21 protein-coding genes and 1 tRNA gene are annotated in these 20,716 nt (G+C 41.8%); 6 read left to right on the forward strand and 16 right to left on the reverse strand.

The window, feature by feature from the left end:
- Nucleotides 1-123 precede the first annotated feature (123 nt).
- The 6 genes from MF4642_RS08155 (at nt 124) to MF4642_RS08180 (ending at nt 8,523) form a co-directional block, all read left to right on the forward strand.
- A complete protein-coding gene (locus MF4642_RS08155) occupies nt 124-1,026 on the forward strand; it encodes an ABUW_2363 family tetratricopeptide repeat lipoprotein (protein ID WP_078425893.1) in 903 nt (300 codons plus the stop codon).
- 132 nt (nt 1,027-1,158) lie between these two features.
- Nucleotides 1,159-3,165: an esterase/lipase family protein gene (locus MF4642_RS08160; RefSeq protein ID WP_078425894.1), complete on the forward strand. Its 2,007-nt coding sequence runs from the start codon at nt 1,159-1,161 to the stop codon at nt 3,163-3,165.
- 252 nt (nt 3,166-3,417) lie between these two features.
- Nucleotides 3,418-6,051: a DNA mismatch repair protein MutS gene (mutS, locus tag MF4642_RS08165; protein WP_078425895.1), complete on the forward strand. Its 2,634-nt coding sequence runs from the start codon at nt 3,418-3,420 to the stop codon at nt 6,049-6,051.
- Between the two features lie 497 nt (nt 6,052-6,548).
- Nucleotides 6,549-6,872, forward strand: a complete 324-nt coding sequence (gene fdxA, locus MF4642_RS08170) for a ferredoxin FdxA (RefSeq protein ID WP_004696359.1) — start codon at nt 6,549-6,551, stop codon at nt 6,870-6,872.
- Nucleotides 6,873-7,004: 132 nt separating this feature from the next.
- A complete protein-coding gene (locus MF4642_RS08175) occupies nt 7,005-7,724 on the forward strand; it encodes a D-Ala-D-Ala carboxypeptidase family metallohydrolase (RefSeq protein WP_005400653.1) in 720 nt (239 codons plus the stop codon).
- Between the two features lie 133 nt (nt 7,725-7,857).
- Nucleotides 7,858-8,523 (forward strand): O-methyltransferase, encoded by a 666-nt coding sequence (locus MF4642_RS08180; protein WP_078425896.1) that lies wholly within the window; start codon nt 7,858-7,860, stop codon nt 8,521-8,523.
- A 141-nt stretch (nt 8,524-8,664) separates the two neighbouring features.
- Here the strand turns inward: MF4642_RS08180 and MF4642_RS08185 are convergent, their stop codons facing one another.
- The 16 genes from MF4642_RS08185 to MF4642_RS08260 form a co-directional block, all read right to left on the reverse strand.
- Nucleotides 8,665-9,507: a universal stress protein gene (locus MF4642_RS08185; RefSeq protein WP_004696353.1), complete on the reverse strand. Its 843-nt coding sequence runs from the start codon at nt 9,505-9,507 to the stop codon at nt 8,665-8,667.
- A gap of 128 nt (nt 9,508-9,635) precedes the next feature.
- Nucleotides 9,636-10,247, reverse strand: coding sequence for an acyltransferase (locus MF4642_RS08190; protein ID WP_062033549.1), 612 nt, complete (start codon nt 10,245-10,247; stop codon nt 9,636-9,638).
- Nucleotides 10,240-10,836 carry an IMPACT family protein gene (locus MF4642_RS08195; protein ID WP_078389212.1) on the reverse strand — a complete coding sequence of 199 codons (597 nt, stop codon included), beginning with the start codon at nt 10,834-10,836 and terminating at the stop codon, nt 10,240-10,242. Before MF4642_RS08195 ends, MF4642_RS08190 begins: the two co-directional genes overlap by 8 nt.
- Before the next feature lie 262 nt (nt 10,837-11,098).
- The gene (gene lptB / locus MF4642_RS08200) at nt 11,099-11,845 is read right to left on the reverse strand and encodes an LPS export ABC transporter ATP-binding protein (protein WP_004696348.1); all 747 of its coding nucleotides are present in this window, start codon (nt 11,843-11,845) and stop codon (nt 11,099-11,101) included.
- Nucleotides 11,845-12,411: a lipopolysaccharide transport periplasmic protein LptA gene (gene lptA / locus MF4642_RS08205; protein WP_078389213.1), complete on the reverse strand. Its 567-nt coding sequence runs from the start codon at nt 12,409-12,411 to the stop codon at nt 11,845-11,847. The genes lptB and lptA overlap by 1 nt, the downstream gene beginning before the upstream one ends.
- Nucleotides 12,401-12,943: an LPS export ABC transporter periplasmic protein LptC gene (gene lptC, locus MF4642_RS08210; protein ID WP_078389214.1), complete on the reverse strand. Its 543-nt coding sequence runs from the start codon at nt 12,941-12,943 to the stop codon at nt 12,401-12,403. The genes lptA and lptC overlap by 11 nt, the downstream gene beginning before the upstream one ends.
- A 34-nt stretch (nt 12,944-12,977) precedes the next feature.
- On the reverse strand, nt 12,978-13,517 hold the full coding sequence (locus MF4642_RS08215; RefSeq protein ID WP_004982122.1) for a KdsC family phosphatase: 540 nt from the start codon (nt 13,515-13,517) through the stop codon (nt 12,978-12,980).
- 2 nt (nt 13,518-13,519) lie between these two features.
- The gene (locus tag MF4642_RS08220) at nt 13,520-14,497 is read right to left on the reverse strand and encodes a KpsF/GutQ family sugar-phosphate isomerase (RefSeq protein WP_078425897.1); all 978 of its coding nucleotides are present in this window, start codon (nt 14,495-14,497) and stop codon (nt 13,520-13,522) included.
- Nucleotides 14,498-14,767: 270 nt separating this feature from the next.
- On the reverse strand, nt 14,768-15,511 hold the full coding sequence (locus MF4642_RS08225; protein WP_078425898.1) for an adenosylcobinamide-GDP ribazoletransferase: 744 nt from the start codon (nt 15,509-15,511) through the stop codon (nt 14,768-14,770).
- Nucleotides 15,511-16,113 carry a histidine phosphatase family protein gene (locus tag MF4642_RS08230; protein WP_004982129.1) on the reverse strand — a complete coding sequence of 201 codons (603 nt, stop codon included), beginning with the start codon at nt 16,111-16,113 and terminating at the stop codon, nt 15,511-15,513. The genes MF4642_RS08225 and MF4642_RS08230 overlap by 1 nt, the downstream gene beginning before the upstream one ends.
- Nucleotides 16,114-16,115: 2 nt before the next feature.
- On the reverse strand, nt 16,116-17,168 hold the full coding sequence (gene cobT, locus MF4642_RS08235; protein ID WP_078425899.1) for a nicotinate-nucleotide--dimethylbenzimidazole phosphoribosyltransferase: 1,053 nt from the start codon (nt 17,166-17,168) through the stop codon (nt 16,116-16,118).
- Nucleotides 17,165-17,683, reverse strand: a complete 519-nt coding sequence (cobU, locus tag MF4642_RS08240) for a bifunctional adenosylcobinamide kinase/adenosylcobinamide-phosphate guanylyltransferase (RefSeq protein ID WP_058869905.1) — start codon at nt 17,681-17,683, stop codon at nt 17,165-17,167. The genes cobT and cobU overlap by 4 nt, the downstream gene beginning before the upstream one ends.
- A complete protein-coding gene (locus MF4642_RS08245) occupies nt 17,674-18,321 on the reverse strand; it encodes a 2'-5' RNA ligase family protein (RefSeq protein WP_078425900.1) in 648 nt (215 codons plus the stop codon). Before MF4642_RS08245 ends, cobU begins: the two co-directional genes overlap by 10 nt.
- Before the next feature lie 146 nt (nt 18,322-18,467).
- Nucleotides 18,468-18,543: transfer RNA gene (locus MF4642_RS08250), tRNA-Gly, on the reverse strand.
- Between the two features lie 64 nt (nt 18,544-18,607).
- The gene (cysS, locus tag MF4642_RS08255) at nt 18,608-20,029 is read right to left on the reverse strand and encodes a cysteine--tRNA ligase (RefSeq protein ID WP_078425901.1); all 1,422 of its coding nucleotides are present in this window, start codon (nt 20,027-20,029) and stop codon (nt 18,608-18,610) included.
- Nucleotides 20,030-20,218: 189 nt separating this feature from the next.
- The gene (locus MF4642_RS08260; RefSeq protein WP_078425902.1) at nt 20,219-20,716 is read right to left on the reverse strand and encodes a molybdenum cofactor biosynthesis protein MoaE; all 498 of its coding nucleotides are present in this window, start codon (nt 20,714-20,716) and stop codon (nt 20,219-20,221) included.

Consider the following 20,716-nt stretch of genomic DNA (forward strand, 5'->3'; position numbering starts at 1 on the left):
ACATGAAAAGTGTTAGTTTTTGAAACCCTGCCTATAGCAAACCTTGCATGTTCATCAGAGTTTTTTTAGACTGACGAACATGCCTTTTATACCACTTCTTAAAATAATGAATGGATGAACCTTATGATGCTTAAACCCTTAGCGGTTGCTGTTCTTGCTGTCTCGTTTTTAACAGCGTGTAGCTCAAACCCAACGAAGAACAATAGCGATACCATCGTTTTTACAGAGCCTGAATTAACTGCACCATTTTATGCACTCAATCCATTTAATTATGATGCGCCACCTCCATTTGAAATTAACTTAAAAAAAGCAGCGGCTCAACCCGTAACTAAAATGGAAGTGACTCGCTCTGACGATCCATCTAAAAAACTGGTTTTAGACACCAATAAACTGATTATTCCAACCGTAAACAGCAAAGACCGTCAGTTGAAGTTTGCCGTACTGGCGGGCGACAATGAAGTCGACATTACTGAAATTGATGACTTCTTACAGTTGGTTGAAGGCAAAGCCCGTCACTACCCACCACGCTTTACAGAACGCCAAGAACGTAAAGGTTTTGAGTTAAAACTAAAAGAAGTGACACAACAGCTCGATACGTTAGCGTCGAAAGACAATGCTTCATTTGATGTACTGGTTCGTGCGTTCAAAGCTAGCGTTATGGCACGTAATTTAGACCTTGGTTCAGTCTATACCACCAAGTCTTTGGCTTATGCACAGCGTATTTTAAAAATTAACCAAGAAGACCCTGAAGCAAACTTCTGGTTCGGTTTTGCCTTGTCTGAAGGTGGTGGTCAACGTGAAGCGATGCCATACCTCGATAAAGCAATGAAATCTGGTGTTCAAGAAGCCTATTTAGCGACAGCAAATAACTACATCGCGATGGAACAAAAGAAAAATGCGGTGCAAACCTTGAAAAACTACAAGCTGAAATATCCGCAAGAAGCTGAAGTTGCGGATCGCTTGATTAATGAAATTGAAAAACAAGGTCGTTGGAATGTTTGGCAAGTTCTAAATACTGCAAAATAATCCCATCATTTATGATGTACCTAAAAATAGACCGAATTTTCGGTCTATTTTTATTTTAGGCGAATTGATAAATCCGAGAATTATCGTATGATTTAAAAAATTCAAAAGAATAAACGGTAGTCGACGCTTTTTATGCCTAAATACATCCGTAGCACCTTGATGATGACCACTCTCGTTTCGCTTTTGAGTGGTTGCCAAGTGGTCAGTGTGAAAAATCAATCACTGAACGTCACGATTACCAATGAGCGTGAAAGTATTTTAACGCGGGATAAGCTCAGTGAAGCGAGTCTAAACGTGCTGTCTATGACAGGTCGAGAAGCCAAAATCTGTTCAGAGCAACCTGAAGAATGTGTCAGCGAACTCAAACAAATTCCACAAATTCAAGATGAACAGCTCCTCTCTACTGCCAGCGAACTGTATCTCGCTAAAGCAATTTCCTTAGAAAAATCATCTGCCTGTAAAGTGAGTATTTTAGCCAAGACCCAGTCTGAAGAAAAAAAAGCGCTACAAAAACAAAACTACCAAAGCTGCCTAGATCAACAACTCGGCATGTTGGATAAAAGTATTCGCTACAGTTATGCATACATGTTTAACACCAAACGTGGCCCCCAAGACCGTATTTTTGATAACCGTCAAGTCCAACTCCGTGACTTTTATAACCAAGCTATCGCTAAACTTGTAAATAGTTATGGCTTACGCCATGGACCAGCAGAAGTCGGTAATCAAATAAAAGTGGGGCAAAGTATTTACCGTATTAATTATGACAACTACCCACTTTTAAAAAACCGTCAAGTTGAACAACTAATGTCAACTTACAATATGAACTTCTCAGGCCTGCGCTCTATCACACGTCGCGATGGTTTTGGTTCAGAGTTTCTGATTGTCCTCCCACCCGAGCACAACGATACCTCACCTGAAAAAGCCAAATATATTGTCGATCCACTGCATTATCAGTACACCAACGGTCGTAATCCCAACATTCACAATGCCCGTTATTTAGCGGCAACTATTACCGCACAGCCACGCTCTGCATCCAGTATCGATGAGATCTTAAACAACCCTGAGTTTGAAATCTCAGCTTATGATCCCTATAAGTTTGAATCTGCGAAAATTGCAGGTAAAAGTTACCCTCTTGCTGCAAACTTTTCTGCACCTTATGGCTTATGGTTGGCACAAAACAATTTAGGTAAAGCCGCGTATTTATCACTGATTGATCGTGATGCACGCCTCACTATGCCGCACCTATACATGCTTGAGCCGTACAACCCAAATAAAAAAGTGGTGGTGCTCGTTCACGGACTAGCCAGTAGTCCAGAGGCATGGATTCGTTTGACGAATGATGTCATGGGCGACCCCGTGCTACGTGAACACTATCAAGTCTGGCAAGTGTTCTACTCGACCAATATGCCAATTTTGGAAAGTCGTTTCCAAATCTATGCAATCATTCAACAAAGTTTTAATTTAGTCGATAGCAAAGCGCCTGCCAAAAAGGATGCCGTGCTAGTGGGTCATAGTATGGGCGGTATTATTGCGCGGCTTTTGGTAAGCGATGCTGACTTAACCCCTGCGGCAATGAAACTGCTACCCAATCGACGTGCGCAACAATTTAAAAATGACCCTCTTTTTAAATCACGCCTCGACATTCAACCGATTCCAAACTTTAGTCGGGCCATTTTCTTGGCAGCACCACATCGTGGGACAGAGTTTGCTGACCGCTGGTTTACCCTTGCGGCACGTAAAGTCATTCGTCTACCAGGTGCATTTTTGGGGGCACTGACCGATGTTATACAAAGTAGTGACCCTGACCTACAAGCCTTCATTAAAGATGTCGATAATGGACTCATTCAAAATGGACCAAGTGATCTCAGCAAAAACTCTAATTTTACTCGGTTAACTAAAAACGTCGTTCCATACAAAGGCATGAAATTCCACAGCATCATGGGGAATGCGACCAAAAGTGATGACCTCAATATCATTACAGACGATGTCGTACCTTATACGAGTGCCCATCTAGATGGTGCATTGTCTGAGAAGATTATTAAAGGGGGACATTCTATTCAAGAAACGCCTGAAGCTGTTCTGGAGTTACGTCGTATCCTGCGGTTGCACCTGACTGAACTCGGTCTGTATAAGCCTTAAAAATAAAAAAGCCTAAACATCTGTTTAGGCTTTTTTATTTTTGCTTTACGCCTAAGGCCTACAGCAATAATCACTTGGATGTTTAACAACTGTTCGCTTTATAGATGATTTATTGTTTAGTCGTTTTCAATTTTGCTAAGATATTGCCATTCATACAATAGCTGTTCATAGCGCATAAATACACACGGTAAGCGGTGTCGCTCGGTCTATTTTTATATTGTGTATTTTCAAAGATTTAAGGATTTCACCTACATGAGCAATTCGGGAATCATAACTGATTTGTCCACCCTCACTCCCATGATGCAACAGTACATGGGCGTCAAAATGCAACATCCGCACTCTTTGATGTTCTATCGTATGGGTGACTTCTACGAGCTATTTTTTGAAGATGCACATAAGGCCGCTAAACTTCTCGGAATTACCCTGACCCATCGTGGCAAAGCCAATGGTCAACCCATCCCTATGGCAGGTGTTCCTTACCATGCAGCTGAAGGCTACCTTGCTCGCTTGGTGAAAAAAGGCGAAACCGTCGTTATTTGCGAGCAAATTGGTGAGGTTACAGGTAAAGCCCCTGTTGAACGTGGCGTTGTCCGGATTATTACACCGGGTACGCTGACTGACGATGCCTTACTGACTGCACATCAAAGTTCAAACCTTGTTGCGCTTTGCGTACAACAAAATGAAATTGGTATTGCGCTGTTAGATTTGAGTGCAGGTTTATTCAAAGTTCAGCAACAAGAGTTTCAGCTTGAGCAACTCGGTATTGAACTGTCTCGCCTCATGCCAAGTGAAATTTTGGTCGATGAAAATATTGTCGACCCCAATATCATTGAACACATTAAAAAACTGCTCGACTGCCCTGTAACACGCCGTCCCAATGTCGACTTTAATTTAAACAATGCACAAAAAACTTTATGTGATCAGTTTGCTGTATCGACTTTAGCTGGTTTCGGTATTGACCATTTGCCGCTTGCCAAAGCAGCAGCAGCATCGCTGATTCATTATGCCAAAGAAACGCAAAAGACTGCCTTGCCGCATATTCGTTCGATTCAACTAGAACAAAGCAGTGATTTCATTGCGCTTGATCCTGTGACGCGGAAAAACTTAGAGTTGGTTGAGCCTCTGTTTGAACACGGCACATCATTATTCCAACTCATCAATGACTGTCAAACTGCAATGGGTGGACGTTTACTTAGCCGTACACTGATGCAACCGTTACGTGATACCAAGCTCTTAGACGCACGTTTAGATGCCACCAAGAGTCTTGTGGATGGCTACCATGAATCACCAGTCCGTTTAGTATTAAAAGAGATTGGAGACATTGAACGTGTTCTCAGCCGTGTGGCTTTAGGCAGTGCCCGTCCACGTGACTTAGTACAGCTGCGTCAAGCCTGTGCGCAAGTCCCTTATTTACGTCATGCCATTCAACCCGTGATCCAAAGCAAACAGTCTGCACTCATTAGCCAATTGAATGAGGAATTGGGCGATTTCCATGGCTTACATCAACGTTTAATGTCTGCCATCGTTGAACATCCACCTGTGCTTTTACGAGATGGAAATGTGATAGCGGAAGGTTTTGATCATGAACTCGATGAACTGCGTAAAATCCGTGATCATGCAGGACAGTACTTGATCGACCTTGAAATTCAAGAACGTCAAAATACTGGAATTTCGACCTTAAAAATTGGTTATAACCGTGTCAGTGGGTATTATATTGAACTGACCCGTGCACAAGCCGAGCAAGCACCTGATCACTACATTCGTCGTCAAACCTTGAAAAATGCTGAGCGTTATATCACCCCTGAGCTAAAAACCTTTGAAGACAAAGTGCTTTCGAGTGAATCCCGTGCATTAGCTCGCGAAAAAATGCTGTTCGAAATGCTTTTAGATGAACTCCGCGCCGACATTGGTCATTTACAAATGATGAGTAGCGCTATTGCGCAGATCGACCTCTTAGCCAACTTTGCACATCAGGCTCGCTTACGTAATTGGTCACGTCCTGAGTATAGTCCTGAAATTGGGGTTAAAATTATTGCAGGACGTCATCCAGTGGTTGAGGCGTTGAACAAAGCCACATTTACACCGAATGACACGACACTTGATTTCAACCACCGTATGGCCATTATTACGGGTCCTAACATGGGCGGTAAATCAACCTTTATGCGTCAAACGGCTTTAATTAGCCTATTGGCCTATTGTGGTTCATATGTGCCTGCCCAATCGGCAGTATTAGGTCCTATTGATCGAATCTTTACCCGTATTGGTTCTGCAGATGACCTATCTACAGGCAAATCGACCTTTATGGTGGAAATGACTGAGACCTCGCAAATCCTACATCATGCAACCAATCAGTCGCTGGTTTTGATGGATGAAGTTGGTCGTGGCACCAGTACCTATGATGGTTTATCTTTGGCATGGGCTTGCGTACTCGACTTAACCAAACGCATTAAATGCTTATGTTTATTTGCCACACACTACTTTGAACTGACCGAGCTGGCGAAAGAAACTGCAATTGATAACTACCATGTCACTGCAAAAGAGCTCAATGGCAACCTCATTTTGTTACATAAAGTCCAACATGGGCCAGCGAGTCAAAGTCACGGCTTACAGGTAGCAAAATTGGCGGGTATTCCTGCCAGTGTGATCAAAGAAGCACAAAATCGTCTGAAAATTTTAGAGAAGCAACAACTGCAAAAACCTAAAGTCATTCAAAATGATTTGTTTGCTGTAATAGAAACGCCTGAACTTGAAATTATTGAACGTGTAGTCGAAATTGAGAAACCTTCTGCCGCACTTGAACTACTCAAAAGCATTGATGTTGATAACTTAAGCCCACGTGAAGCTTTACAGCAGCTTTATGCATTGAAAGATCAGTTACATTCATAATCGCTTTCGATTTTAGCAACTCATTTAGACCGTCAAAATGACGGTCTTTTTTATTGTTAAAAGCAGTTTTCACCAGAATGTTCAGTTTTTATCAAATTTAACAGCAAGAAACTCAATCATACTTAATTTTTATACAGGACAATCAGTTCACCAATGGATTAGTAATACCAACTCATAAATGACTAAGTTCTATGCATTCAGATCAAAAATTACATGGAATGATTTTGATATTGGAATCTCTTTACCATTTGCAGATGTGACATAAGTTGCACCTAAAAAACTATTATTTAAGTTATTGTTTTCTATAATTTCTTAAAGCTCGATTTCTCCCATAAAAACCCCTTTAAAATCAATACACATTCTAATAAAAATCATAAACATAGTCTTATTTCACGCATATAAATAACAAATATCAATAAAAGCAATTGTTAGTTGGTGCTGTTTTTGCCTAAAATACACATTAGTTATTAGAACCATATTTTTAGGTAGCCTTCGCCATGACCTTTGTTGTCACTGAAAATTGTATTAAATGTAAATATCAAGACTGCGTAGAAGTTTGTCCAGTAGACTGTTTCTATGAAGGTCCAAACTTTCTAGTGATCAATCCGGATGAATGTATCGATTGCGCACTTTGTGAACCTGAATGTCCAGCAAATGCAATTTTCTCTGAAGATGAACTGCCAGAAGGTCAAGAAGTATTTATTGAACTAAATGCTGAGTTATCACAAACTTGGCCGAACATTACCCAGATTGGTGACCAACCTGCTGACCGTGAAGAATGGAACGGTAAAGCAGATAAGTTACAATACTTAGAAAAGTAAGCCAGAAAAAGATCAGCATAAGCTGATCTTTTTTTATACCTAAAACACACATTTGATTGCAATATTTCCAATTTTTCCTCACAAATTTGGATTAAAATAATAGGCGTATTTTTTAAATATTTGATTTCTATAATGAAGAAATTTTTAAAGGGATTATTTGCGGTTAGCATAATCCCCTTGGTGATGATTGGCTGTACGACTTCATCCCACAAAGGACAGACCATCACAACTCCTGATGGAAAACGTATTTTTATCCCGCAAGAGAAAATTAGTTTTGACCGCCCTGCTCCACCTAAAATTATTCCTTATAACTACAATTCATGGATGTCTGTCGGTGACACGCTAGCACGCGTACGTGAGTATGAAGTTTTTCTTGAACGCAATGGTGTGGGAAATATCATCCCAAGCTTTGAACTGCTCAGAACAGCGCGTGATTGGCAAAAATGTGGTCGTTCACAGTACATGATTCCAAACCGTGAACTTTGGAAAAACCAAATTGCGACCTTAAAAGTTTTTAAATACTTAGTTGCAGCCAAAGTACTGACCGATTTTGAAGTCACTTCAGTTTATCGAGATCTGCCTTTAAACCAATGTGCTGGCGGTGCAAACTCGTCACGCCACTTATTCAATTCTGCCATCGATTTTCGAATTGGGTCTGAAAACCCGCAACCCGAAGATTATGCTTATATTGAAAATACAAAATATCGTCTATGCCAATTTTGGACCCAACATGGTCAGAGCTTGAACATGGGCTTAGGTTTATATGCTTCTGGCCAGATTCACATTGATACACAAGGATATCGTACATGGGGCCCAGACCTCAGTCGCAATTCTTCGATGTGTAGTTACTAATCTTTAAAAATTAAAAGGGGTCAATATGACCTCTTTTTTTTTGAGCATTGATTTCAACAAATATGGTCGGAAAAATTGCACTCTGAAAATAAAAGTTTAAAATGCTCCACATCGCAACCAAGGTGAACATGCTATGCAACAAATGTGGACAGAGATTGATAACTATATCGATGCACATTTAATTCCTGAAGACCCCATTTTACTGCAAACTTTAGAAAATACAGAGAAGCATGGTTTTCCAGATCACTTAGCTGTTGCACCGAACCAAGGCATGCTTTTACAAATGCTGATTCAAATGAATCAATGCAAACGTGTACTTGAGCTCGGCACTTTTGCTGCCTATAGCACCATGTGGTTAGCGCGCGCCTTACCTGAAGATGGTTATATTTTAACGATTGAAGGTCGTGATACGCATGCCGCGATGGGCCAAGAAAATATCAACAAAGCTCAGCTCAAACAAACCATTGAACTCAAATGTGGACGTGCAGCAGATATCCTTAAATCACTGCCTGCAGACATTGAACCTTTCGACTTTATTTTTATTGATGCCGATAAACAAAGCTACCCAGAGTATTTGGAATTAAGCCTGAACCTATCTCATTCAGGTACTTTGATTTTCCTCGATAACGTGATTCGTGCAGGCGATATTATCAATCCTGAAAATCATAAACCAAGTATTGAAGGGATTCGAGATATGTTCAAAGCGATGCAAAACCATCCGAAAATTTTGTCATGCACCGCACTTCAAACGGTCGGTAGCAAAGGACATGATGGATTTGCCTTAGCCATTGTAAAATAAGCCAAAACTTAGATTAAAAAACAATCGATTAATTTAAGCTTATATAAATTATAAACTTACATTTACTGTCCATATAGTTATCCACAATTAATGCGGATAACTATGGATAAAACAGTTCCAATTTAGAGAATTCACTCTAAATTAACGGGCCACCAGTAAGGGAACTTTGGCATTCCTAAAAATGGTGGTTGCAATACTGCCCAAGAAGAACTGATGAATTTTACTGTGGCTGAATGCACCAAGCACAATCAGTTGTATGCCATGCTCATTTTGGTATTCCAGAATATTTTCAGCCACGTCGCCGTAACGATATTCTGTAATCACATCCAAATTTGCATCTTTCAAATACTGTTCAGGTTCTCTTAAAATTTCAGGGTGGTCACCGACATAGACCAAATGGCATTGTAAGAGGCGCAGTAGATCACTTTGCGCAATCCGCTTCATCATCTTCACACAGGTCGGTGAATACTCATAGGCAAAGATGAAGCGCGTTGGTGGCTTAAAGCTATCGCCTACCGTCATGACGGTACAATTTGCTCCGCGGATAAAGTTCTCAACATTACTGCCCAGTGGTTTATTGCGTTCAGCCGATTTCTCACCCACACGGCCAATCACCACAATGTCATCTTCATGCAATAAGTTAAAACTTTGCTCTAGAAAATCACCTTTTTCTTGAATATGTGTCGTATGCAGGCCATGCGTTTCGAGAATAAGTTTAGAAATATGATCGAGTAGATTATTGCTGTAACTGAGCGCAAGTTCACTTTGTTTTTGCTCTAATTCAGCCAGCTCTTTGAGCAACATTGCATTGCTTTCAAATCCAATTACCCCGCTAATTTCACCTAAGTGATAACTTGCAGGATAATAATCCAAAACTTGTAAAAGGACCAATTCCCGCCCCGTCTGTTTTGCAATCCATGCCGCAGCTTCTGCTAGAGCATTGATACAAGGGGAAGAATCAATACATGCAATGACTCGTTTCATTATCGCCTCTCATTACACCGCATTTGGTATAAGGTCTCATTGTTGTTCTAAACTTAGCATATCTTTTTTTTTGATGGCAGGTTTTTATGTAATTAAGTATTGATAAATGTTCAATATTCTTTGATATCTTAATCACGTAAACGGATAAACTGTGCAGGATTTCCAGCAACAATCGATTGCTCGGCGATATCTTTAGTCACCATGCTATTCATCCCCACTACAGCATGTGCACCAATTTTCACCCCATCTTTCACGCCCACATGTGCACCCAACCAAACATCCCGACCAATTTCTATCCCTTGTGAACGCACAGGTTGTTGATAAATCGGATCACTGAGCGCCATGCCATGATCAAAGGCATATAAGTGACAATAGGCTGCAATACGCACTTGATCATGTAACTTAATCCCCACACGACCACCATCTAAAATACAATGGTGGTTGATCGCGACTTCGCTGCCAATCTCTAGAGGCCCATGCAAAGTACAATCGGCAGCAATAAAAGTGTTGTCCCCAATGACAATTTTACGACCAGGCTCTGCAAAAATGTGTGCCAATGGAGAAATAAAACAGTTTTGACCAATTTCAACGGTTTCCATTTCCATTAGATAAGCTTGGTATTCTTGCTGCCATACTTCAGCCCACACACGGTTTTTAGGCTTGAGCGACCAATACAACCAGGGCATATAGTTTAAGCGATGCTTATGCTGCTCACGATATTTTAATAAGGGATCAGTCATGATGGTCATCCACAATTTTTAAGGCTTCACGTCCACGGGTCACATCTTGTATTTTAAGAGCGAGCGCTTCAATCTGATGCACTTGTAATAATGCCTCCACAAGCACGCCATCCGCAGTATATTGCTCATTAAATTCAATCTGCTGGCTATTCAGCTCATACTGGAAAATCGCCCATTCATTAAATTGGCAGGCAAAATGCACTTTTTTCTTCTCAATGAGCTCTATTTTTTCAGCCAATAGTAAACACTGCCCTGCAGTTCCACCATAAGCACGTACCAGCCCGCCTGTGCCTAACTTGACACCACCATACCAACGATTGACCAAAACCAAAACATTGGTCAGTTCATTTCCTTCAATGGTCGCTAAAATAGGACGACCTGCAGTACCTGAAGGTTCACCGTCATCATTAAAACGAACATTATGACCAATTTTCCATGCCCAGCACTGATGCGTGGTACTGATATCTTTATATTGCTCTAGAAAATCTTTAACGGCTTGTTCATTTTCTACAGGCACAGCAAAAGCTTGAAAACGACTTTTTTTAATGTCTTCTTCATAGCTCACTAAACTAGAGATGGTAAATGGCATAGCGTAATTTTAAAAAAATTCACAAAAAATTATAACGTATTTTCAATCAGCTATCGTATGAAAATGGCTTTTCGCATTAAGCCAATACGAAATAAAAAGATATGCATACTGTGAAGCATGCTGAAAAAGCGATTTCAAAAGGATGGCAGGGCGCGCGGTTTGAATATAAAGGAATGCCCTATTCTTAATTCAATACAAAGCGATGGATTAAAAATATGAAAGGGAAATCTGCGCCAATTATTTTCATTGACGCAGAAAAAGCTTATACAGTGAAGTCATCACCAAGATAAACTTGACGCACGGTTTCATTGGCTAAGATTTCATCTGGAGAGCCTTCAGCAATCACCGCACCCTCACTCACGATATAAGCACGTTCACAAATCGCCAAAGTCTCACGAACGTTATGATCCGTAATAAGAACGCCAATACCACGGTCTTTTAGAGTACGAATAATATCTTTAATGTCACCCACTGAAATTGGGTCAACCCCAGCAAAAGGCTCATCGAGCAACATAAATTTTGGATCGGCTGCCAGTGCACGTGCAATTTCAGCACGACGACGTTCACCACCTGACACACTCATACCCAATGAATCTTTAATATGGCTAATTTTGAAATCGGCCAGCAATTCATGCAGACGCTGTTTACGTTGTTCTTTATTTAGATCTTTGCGCGTTTCCAAAATCGACATAATATTTTCAGAAATAGTGAGTTTTCTAAAAATTGATGCTTCTTGAGGTAAGTAACCAATACCTTTACGCGCACGTTCATGCATGGCCAAATCAGACATATCTAGGTCATCAAGATGAATTTCACCTTTGTCCATACGCACCAGTCCAACCACCATATAGAAACTGGTGGTTTTCCCAGCACCATTAGGGCCCAGTAAACCTACGATTTGTCCGCTTTGCATGCTAAAAGATACATCTTTCACTACCCAACGCTTACTGTAGTTTTTCGCGAGATGCTTAATACATAGGGTTTGTGGCTGATTGAGAGTTTGCTCCATTAGTCACGCGCTCCTGGGAAGGATTGAGAACCTGAAGGTGGGATCACAATCTTAACACGACCACTCGACGAACCACTGTTATTTGGTGTACCAATCGCTTCGATATCACCTTTATTCATACTATAACGCAATGTATTACCGCGAATACTGGCACCATCTTGTTCTAGAAGTGCACTGCCCGATAAGGTAATAATGCCTGTTTCTGCATTATAAATAATTTTTTGCGCCTGACCTTTGGCAATACCTTTGTTGGTACTAACTTGTTGTTGGAAACGTGCAGGCTTACCATTGGCCGTAATGGTGCTAATTTGACGGGTTTGATTTAAATTGGCAACAATCGAATCCGCTTGTAGTTTCATCGTACCCTGTTCAATGATGACATTGCCTGTGTACGTCGTAACACCCGTTTTTTCATTAAAAGTTGCACGATCTGCCACCAACGAAATCGCTTTACTACGGTCACTTGGCAATGCCAAAGCAAAAGTTGAAACAGCCACACCTAAACTCAGTGCAAGTGTTTGCTTGAGGAAAGTTTTCGAAATAGAAAATTTTGGATTATGGTTCATACTTCCCTCGAATATGGAAAAAGTCATATTGACCCGTATTTAAATTCGCTTTTAAGCCCTGACTAACAAATTCTGCTTGTGGTGTCGTAACAACCACTTGATGCTGAGATTCAAGTTCACGCGTCTGTGGAAACGCAGTCAGTTCTGCTGTCTCAAACTGCATCTGACCTTGATCCAACATTTTCTTTGCAACCACTTGGTTTGTCAGAACGACTTTTTCGTTGTCGTTGATGCCATTGGCTTGCTTGGCATAGAAAGTTGCATCCACTTTTCCATCTTTATACATCTCAGCATTTAAGTTTTCTAACTTAGAGGTCTTCTTTTGCATGTCCTGCTCAAGACGATCTACTTTTGCACGGACGTATAAATGACCCTGCTCATCTGTTTGAGTCAGTTGGATCTGCTCAGCAGAATAGGTCATGCTTTGCGCACCATCGACCTCGAGCTTTTGCCCTTTTCCACTGTAATAGTAATAACCACTACTGATAGCCGCAATGGCTACAGCAGTGATATATAAAACTTTAGTATCCATAAATGTTAACTAAACTCTCATGCATGCATACAGATTAATGCGGGACTGCGGTGTACTTTTCAAGTAAAGTTTCGTATACACCTTTGGCTTGTAAAATCATATCGCAGATTTCACGTACCGCGCCACGTCCACCCATCGCTTGAGTTACCAAATCGGCACGACGACGTACTTCTAAATGACCATTTGGCACGGTCACTTTCATGCCTGCAATGGCAAATGCAGATAGGTCAGGCCAGTCATCACCCATGTATAAACAATCTTCAGGTGAAATACCAAATTTTGCACAAGCCTCGCGCAGTGCAACACCTTTGTCTTCACGGCCTTGATAAACAAGGTCCACGCCCAAATCAGACATCCGTTTTTCTACGATCTGACTTTTACGTCCTGTGATAATAATCACTTTCACACCAGCTTGCTGAACCAGTTTCATACCTAAGCCATCACGGATATCGAAAGATTTGATTTCGTCCCCCGAGTTGGTCAAAGTCACAAAACCATCACTTAAAATACCATCAACATCCAAAACTAGAGCTTCTACATAACGCGCTTGTTCTAACAAAATATAAGAAGCCATTTTTAATTTACCCCAGCTTGAATCAGGTCATGCATACTCAAAACACCAATGACTTTATTGCTATCATCAACAACGACAAATTGGTTAATTTTCTTTTCATTCATTCGCTCTAATGCTTCAACAGCACGTGCTTCCGGTGAAATCGTCAGCGGGCTCTTAATCATCACATCAGACACCGCCAAGTTCACATCGAAACCTTGCTGTTTATCAATCAAACGGCGTAAATCACCATCAGTAAAAATCCCCAATAGACAGTCATTTTCATCCACAATTGTGGTTAAACCTAGGCGTTTGTTAGAGATTTCGTACAGAACTTTGTTCATTGCTGTATCTGGAGACACTTTCGGTAGTTCGTCTCCAGTGTGCATTAAATGCTTCACATGTAATAACAAGCGTTTACCCAAAGCACCCGCAGGATGCGAGCGTGCAAAGTCATCTGAAGTAAACCCGCGTGCATCTAACAGTGCAACAGCCAATGCATCACCCAAGGCTAAAGTCGCCGTTGTACTTGATGTTGGTGCTAGCCCCAATGGACAAGCTTCTTGAATATTGCCCAACGTCAGCGCCACATCAGCATTCTGTGGCATCGGCCCACGCTCATCACCACTGATGGTAATTAAAGGCACACCCAAATATTTGATCAAAGGCATCAGCATCATGATTTCATCACTCTTACCCGAGTTTGAAATCGCAATCAGCACATCACCTGCAACCAACATCCCTAAATCACCATGCCCCGCTTCACCAGGATGCATAAAGAATGATGGCGTACCTGTAGAGGCAAAGGTGGCTGCCATTTTTCGGCCAATATGCCCTGATTTCCCCATGCCAGTAATGACTAAGCGACCTTTGCACTTTAAGATAATTTCACATGCACGGCTAAAACGATCATCAATTTGCTTAGCAAGCACCGAGAGTGCCTGACGCTCTATCTCTAGTGTTTCTAAAGCAACTTTTTGGAAATCAATGGGATTTGACATATTTTCAGAATTCAACGTTGTTTTACCTGAACCGTGTGACGAAATGAAACGTCAGCACATAAAAATAATTTTCGCAATTTTATCATATCTCTGTAGACAACTAGCGCGGAAATCTTTGGATTTTCACAACATATCTACAAATGTGTTTTGCTGATGATGGAAGACCTTTGTTTCAAGTGCATATAGCTCGCTCCCTTTTTATTATTTTTTCTTTCGACCACGTATGACTGCACATCTTTCACGCTGAGAGGCTCTTATTAATTTCTTAACTTAAGTGAAATAAAAAGTAGCCACCACAAAGCTAAACAATGTCGCTAATTCAATTATTTCAATACTGGCACCAATGGTATCTCCCGTCACACCACCAATACGCTGTATAAATTTATACCGCAAATACCATAATACCAGATAAAAAGTGGCAATCACCACAACACCAATCCATGTCCAATACAAAGCCACCAAAGGTATCAGCAGTAAAAGTGCCATTGCAATTGGTCGTGCTAAATGTTGGCCCAACTGGCTGCCGAGTCCTTTAGCACGCACATAGTCTGTGCTTAAAAAGAAAAATAGCGGCACAAGACGCCCTAAGACAGGAAATAAAATGAGTGTGCTATAACACTGCTGCTGCAATAACACATACAGTGCAGACCACTTTAATATGCATACAATGACAAGGCTGAGTACACCTATCGGCCCACAACTCGGATCTTTCATGATCTCAAGTGTGCGTGCTTTATCGCCAAAACCACCGACCCAAGCATCTGCGGTATCGGCCAAACCATCCAGATGCAAACCACCCGTCAGCCAAATCCATAGCACCAGAATCACACTGCTTAACAGCACAAGTGGCAAAGCATACAATAACAGGGTTATCCCATACAGAATGGCTCCTATGAGCAAACCCACCACAGGATAAAATAACAGTGCTTGCGCATTTTGCTGAGGCGTTGGCATTGTGCTTAAACGAACTGGAAACGTCGTTAAAAACTGCAGTGCAATCCAAAAAGGTGTCATTACACATCCTCACTTTGAATAAACTGAAGTTGTCCTTGATCGAATACAAAGCGGTTCAATTGTCCCAACTCTGCTGACATTTTTAAAAGATCGTTATCATTTTGCTTCAGCGCTTGGCATTTTAATAATTTGATTACGCCGCCATGAGAAATAATCAACGCCCGTTGCCAGCCCTGCTTATGCATTTGCTGGGTCAAGGTCTCTACAGACTCGAGAACACGGCTTTTAAATGCCAATAAGCTTTCTGCCTGAGGCGGTGTAAAACTTAACGGCGTTTGCCAAAATTGAGCCAATTCATCTGGAAAGAGTTGGTAGAGTCGCTCGGTCGGCTGAGCTTCCCATTCTCCAAAATCCATTTCTTGCAAATTCGGTTCTATATACAAAGGGAGCTGTTTTTGCTCCGCCCACTCCTCTGCAAACAGACGACAGCGCTGTAATGGTGAGCTATAAATGACATCCCACGCCTGACTAACCTGCTCAGCATGAGCAATAGTAGACTGCATTTGCATCCATCCTTTCGCCGTCAAAGCATCGTCCGTTTTACCCCGTAGAGTATGACTTAAGCTGGTTTCGCCGTGGCGCAGAAAATCTAAATACAACATCTCTAAACTTTCTCACCAATCACGGCTGCTTCAGCAAATGTCGCCATTTCATTATGTAAGCGACAGGCTAGCTTGATCAACCCCAGTGCGGCCCCTGCTCCACTGCCTTCACCTAAACGCAGATTCAGCTTCAATAAAGGCATCGCTTTAAGTTCTTCTAACAAACGTACATGACCATATTCAGCCGACTGATGCCCAAAGAGCATCCAAGCACGAACCTGTAGATTTAAGCGTACTGCGAGCAATGCCGAAACAGTACTGATAAACCCATCCACCACTATCGGTAGACCCAATTGTGCACAGCGAATATACGCAGCTGTCATGGCTGCAATTTCAAGTCCACCCACGGCACATAAGGCTTTAAACGGATCGTTCCCGACATATTGCGCATGCAGTGAAAGTGCTTGGTCAATCACCTGTTTTTTATGTATCAATTGTTCAGTACGGATACCTGTTCCAACACCCGTGAGCTTTTCAGCGGGTTCAGCCAATAAAAAACAAGCCACGGCTGAGGCTGAACAGGTATTTCCAATGCCCATCTCCCCCGCGACATAGATATCTGCCCCATAAGCGATGGCATCTTCCACACTTTTTTGCCCCAAAGCAAAAGCTGCTTCACATTCAGCTTCAGTCATGGCTTGGGTTTGAGCAAAGTTAGCCGTCCCCGCGCGGATGCAGTGGCGTTCAACCCCGACATATTCATACGCTTCACCGACTGAACCACAGTCGATGACTTGTAACTTGGCTTGATACTCTTTGGCAATCACACTAATACACGCCCCGCCAGTTGCGAAGTTCTGCAACATTTGACGCGTCACCGCTTGTGGATAGGCAGAAATATTTTCTTCCATCACCCCATGATCACCTGCAAAAATCGTAATCCATGGGCGGTCAATCTTGGGTTTTACAGTGTTTTGCAAACTGGCTAAAGTCACTGCAACCGATTCAAGCTCCGACAACGAGCCTGTCGGTTTGGTCAACTGTGACTGGCGTGCTAGGGCTTGAGCCAATACAGACTCACTCGGACTTTGACATGCTTCTAACCACCAACTCACACTTGCTCTCCTTTTAAAATCATTGGAAATCCTGCCACGCAGAACACCACTTTATGAGCGATTTGACCTAACTGCTGATGCAATCGCCCTGTTTCATCGACAAAGCGTCGGCTAATTTGTCCTATAGGAACCACACCTAAGCCTGTTTCATTACTCACTAAAATCAGCTCGGACTGTAAATTTCCGACTACATCTAACAACTTCTGACATTCCTGAACTTGTAAATCTGGGTCAGTATGCATCAGTAAATTACTCATCCATAAGGTCAGGCAATCGACCAAAATGGTTTGGTTTGGGCGATCTAATTTGACCAACTGTTCGGCAAGATAAATGGGTTCTTCACACAGCCCCCAATCTTCGGGTCGTTGTTGCTGATGGTGTTGAATACGCGCTTGCATTTCTCCATCCAAGGCTTGTGCAGTTGCCACATAAACCACAGGCTGCGCCAACTGTTGTGCAATCTGCTCCGCCAAGCGGCTTTTCCCCGAACGTGCACCACCTAAAATCAGCTGCATTGCGCATTCCCCAACTCAATTTGTGCATGTGAAAACAATAGCCCTTGTAGCACATGGGCCTGATAAAAACCAAACGTGAGCTTTGAGATGTTTAAGCTAGAGTTGATATCTTCAATTTCAGCCATTCGTGCCAATATATGATCACTACTCACCGCTTCACGGTATAGACCTAATGTAATATGTGGACAATAACTTAATGCTGCGACTTCCTGCGAGGTTTGCAGCAATGTCTTTCTAATTTTATCCAACACGCCTGCGGTATCATCCACTTTTAAAAATAAGGCACTTTCAAAACTATTTAATTCACCCATCTGTAACTGAAAAGATTCTAGTTTTAAATTTTTAAGGCGTTCAATCTGCTGAGTCAGTTGCGCTCGACTAAAGTCATCCGACTGTGTCACCTGTTCCACCCAAAAACCAGCAACAAATAAAGTGATATGGAACTGCCGTTGGTTTGGTTGATAAAGTAGACCTGAAAACTGCTCACGAAGCTGTGTTAAATAACTGATCAAAACGGGATCATCCACTTCAATATACCAAAGTGCATAGCGTTCTCGTCCCAAATGCCATTCAGGATAGTCTCGATCTTCGGTCGGTACTACAGTGCTATGGGGTTGAAGAAACACAATTTTATTCACAAATTAGGATGAATAATTTAAGCATATTTTTGTCAAAATTATGGGCTGAAACGCCGAGATAATTTCACATTTAAATGAATTATTTTCAATACACTCAAATTACAGGTATAAAAAAACCCCAAGTTGAACTTGAGGTTTTTAAATTTTGGAGCGGGAAACGAGACTCGAACTCGCGACCCCAACCTTGGCAAGGTTGTGCTCTACCAACTGAGCTATTCCCGCAATATGGATGTGCATTATAGAGAGTTTCATCAAACTGTCAACACTCTATAATGCAATTGCTGAATTAATCAGCACGACGCCAAATTGTCCCTTGACGGGTGTCTTCCAAAACAACGCCCTGATCCAACAAGGACTGACGGATTTCATCTGCTTTGGCAAACTCTTTAGCTTTTTTCGCATCTTGACGTTGTTGAATCAAATATTCAATTTGCTCTTCAGACAAAGCCAAAGCCTCTTGCCCAATATCAGACTTCAGGAACTCTTCAACATTGTGCTGAACCAAACCTAAAATATTGGTTAAATGACGCAAAGTTGCATAGTAAATCGCCGCTTGTTCCGCTTGTTGCTCTTTCACGGCACGGTTCAATTCTTTGTTCACTTCAAACAATACCGCAATGGCTTCAGCGGTATTGAAGTCATCACGCATGGCACTATTGAAACGCTCAAGCAATGTTTCATCTAAGGTATCGACTTGTGTATCGCCATAGGCTTGTTGATAAGCTTTGAATGAATGATAGAAACGTGACAGTGCTGTTTTTGCTTCTTTTAAAGCAACATCAGAGAAGTTCACAGGGCTACGATAGTGTGATGACACAATGAAGTAGCGAATCACTTCAGGGTGGAACTTATCCATCACATCGCGAATGGTAAAGAAATTGCCCAATGACTTCGACATTTTCTCGCCATCAACGTTGATGAAACCGACATGCATCCAGTAGTTGACATACTGCTCGCCAGTTGAAGCCTCAGACTGTGCAATTTCATTTTCATGGTGCGGGAACATCAAGTCTGAACCACCACCATGAATGTCAAAATGGTTCCCTAGGCAGCAAGTCGACATAGCAGAACATTCAATATGCCAGCCCGGACGCCCTTTGCCCCACGGCGAAGCCCATGCAGGTTCATTTTCTTTGGCATGTTTCCAAAGTACAAAGTCAAAGGGATGTTTTTTCTCAACTTCAACATCGACACGTTCAGATGCACCCGCTTGCATATCTTCCAGTTTACGTCCTGAAAGACGACCATATTTAGCGAATTTTTCCACTTGGAAATACACATCACCATTGGCAGATGGATAAGCTGTACCCTTTTCAACCAGATTACCAATCATGCTTTGCATTTGATCAATATAATCCGTTGCACGCGGTGCTTCATCTGGATGTAGGCAGCCTAAATTTTCAGCATCTTCATTCATCGCTTGAATAAAGCGGTCTGTCAACTGAGTAATCGACTCGCCATTTTCATTGGCACGTTTAATGATTTTGTCGTCAATGTCGGTAATGTTACGTACATATTTAACGCTCCAACCTTGGCTACGCAGGAAGCGAATAATATAGTCAAATGCAACCATCACGCGCGCATGTCCAATATGACAGTAGTCATACACCGTCATACCGCAGACATACATATCAATATGCCCCTCAACACGAGGTACGAATTCTACTTTTTTGCGTTGCTCTGAGTTATATAGAACAAATGGTTGCATAGCGATTCAAAAGACTTCAAATATAAGAATGGATCATCTTAACCTAAGCATTATTTTTCATAAAGTTTTCAGAAGATTTTTCTTTCAATTATCTCGCCACTTTTCATTCATACGCAACTGTTACTAAATTTCCATTATCCAAATCTTAAACGGGTTACTGGTAAATATTGGCATTGCATGATGCATTTACTAGGGATGAACATGTACATGCTCGCAATGCTCATGGCTATGAGGTTTTGGCGCTTCATGATCTGTTCGAATACAACAGCCCTCGACATACTGACTGGTACCATCCACATAAAACTCCTCTTTCCACACAGGAACTTCATGTTTCACCCGTTCCACCGCTTCCTCGCAGGCTTGGAAGGCTTCACGACGGTGCGCGGCATAAGCCATCGCAATAATGGCTATCTCGCCAATATCTAAAGCACCAATGCGATGCACCACCCGAACGTAGGACACGCCATATTTTAATTGGATCTCTTGTTCGATTTGACGAATCATTTTTTCAGCGACAGGTGCATAAGCGGTATATTTTAATGCTTTTACAGCTTTGCCTTGATGATGATTCCGCACCGTACCAATGAATATGCCTATGCCGCCACACTCAGGAAAATGCTGGATGCCATCAAAGTCATTTTGGCTAAAAGTCACTGTTTGAATCCGTGGAAATTGTTTTAATTCCAT

Source organism: Acinetobacter sp. MF4642 (assembly GCF_002018925.1).
Taxonomy (GTDB): Bacteria; Pseudomonadota; Gammaproteobacteria; order Pseudomonadales; family Moraxellaceae; genus Acinetobacter; species Acinetobacter johnsonii.

Excerpts from the sequence above, each read along its gene's own strand:
- MF4642_RS08155 (WP_078425893.1), top strand. The coding sequence starts at position 124 with ATGATGCTTAAACCCTTAGCGGTTGCTGTTCTTGCTGTCTCGTTTTTA.
- MF4642_RS08160 (WP_078425894.1), top strand. The coding sequence starts at position 1,159 with ATGCCTAAATACATCCGTAGCACCTTGATGATGACCACTCTCGTTTCG.
- mutS (WP_078425895.1), top strand. The coding sequence starts at position 3,418 with ATGAGCAATTCGGGAATCATAACTGATTTGTCCACCCTCACTCCCATG.
- fdxA (WP_004696359.1), top strand. The coding sequence starts at position 6,549 with ATGACCTTTGTTGTCACTGAAAATTGTATTAAATGTAAATATCAAGAC.
- MF4642_RS08175 (WP_005400653.1), top strand. The coding sequence starts at position 7,005 with ATGAAGAAATTTTTAAAGGGATTATTTGCGGTTAGCATAATCCCCTTG.
- MF4642_RS08180 (WP_078425896.1), top strand. The coding sequence starts at position 7,858 with ATGCAACAAATGTGGACAGAGATTGATAACTATATCGATGCACATTTA.
- MF4642_RS08185 (WP_004696353.1), bottom strand. The coding sequence starts at position 9,507 with ATGAAACGAGTCATTGCATGTATTGATTCTTCCCCTTGTATCAATGCT.
- MF4642_RS08190 (WP_062033549.1), bottom strand. The coding sequence starts at position 10,247 with ATGACTGATCCCTTATTAAAATATCGTGAGCAGCATAAGCATCGCTTA.
- MF4642_RS08195 (WP_078389212.1), bottom strand. The coding sequence starts at position 10,836 with ATGCCATTTACCATCTCTAGTTTAGTGAGCTATGAAGAAGACATTAAA.
- lptB (WP_004696348.1), bottom strand. The coding sequence starts at position 11,845 with ATGGAGCAAACTCTCAATCAGCCACAAACCCTATGTATTAAGCATCTC.
- lptA (WP_078389213.1), bottom strand. The coding sequence starts at position 12,411 with ATGAACCATAATCCAAAATTTTCTATTTCGAAAACTTTCCTCAAGCAA.
- lptC (WP_078389214.1), bottom strand. The coding sequence starts at position 12,943 with ATGGATACTAAAGTTTTATATATCACTGCTGTAGCCATTGCGGCTATC.
- MF4642_RS08215 (WP_004982122.1), bottom strand. The coding sequence starts at position 13,517 with ATGGCTTCTTATATTTTGTTAGAACAAGCGCGTTATGTAGAAGCTCTA.
- MF4642_RS08220 (WP_078425897.1), bottom strand. The coding sequence starts at position 14,497 with ATGTCAAATCCCATTGATTTCCAAAAAGTTGCTTTAGAAACACTAGAG.
- MF4642_RS08225 (WP_078425898.1), bottom strand. The coding sequence starts at position 15,511 with ATGACACCTTTTTGGATTGCACTGCAGTTTTTAACGACGTTTCCAGTT.
- MF4642_RS08230 (WP_004982129.1), bottom strand. The coding sequence starts at position 16,113 with ATGTTGTATTTAGATTTTCTGCGCCACGGCGAAACCAGCTTAAGTCAT.
- cobU (WP_058869905.1), bottom strand. The coding sequence starts at position 17,683 with ATGCAGCTGATTTTAGGTGGTGCACGTTCGGGGAAAAGCCGCTTGGCG.
- cysS (WP_078425901.1), bottom strand. The coding sequence starts at position 20,029 with ATGCAACCATTTGTTCTATATAACTCAGAGCAACGCAAAAAAGTAGAA.
- MF4642_RS08260 (WP_078425902.1), bottom strand. The coding sequence starts at position 20,716 with ATGGAATTAAAACAATTTCCACGGATTCAAACAGTGACTTTTAGCCAA.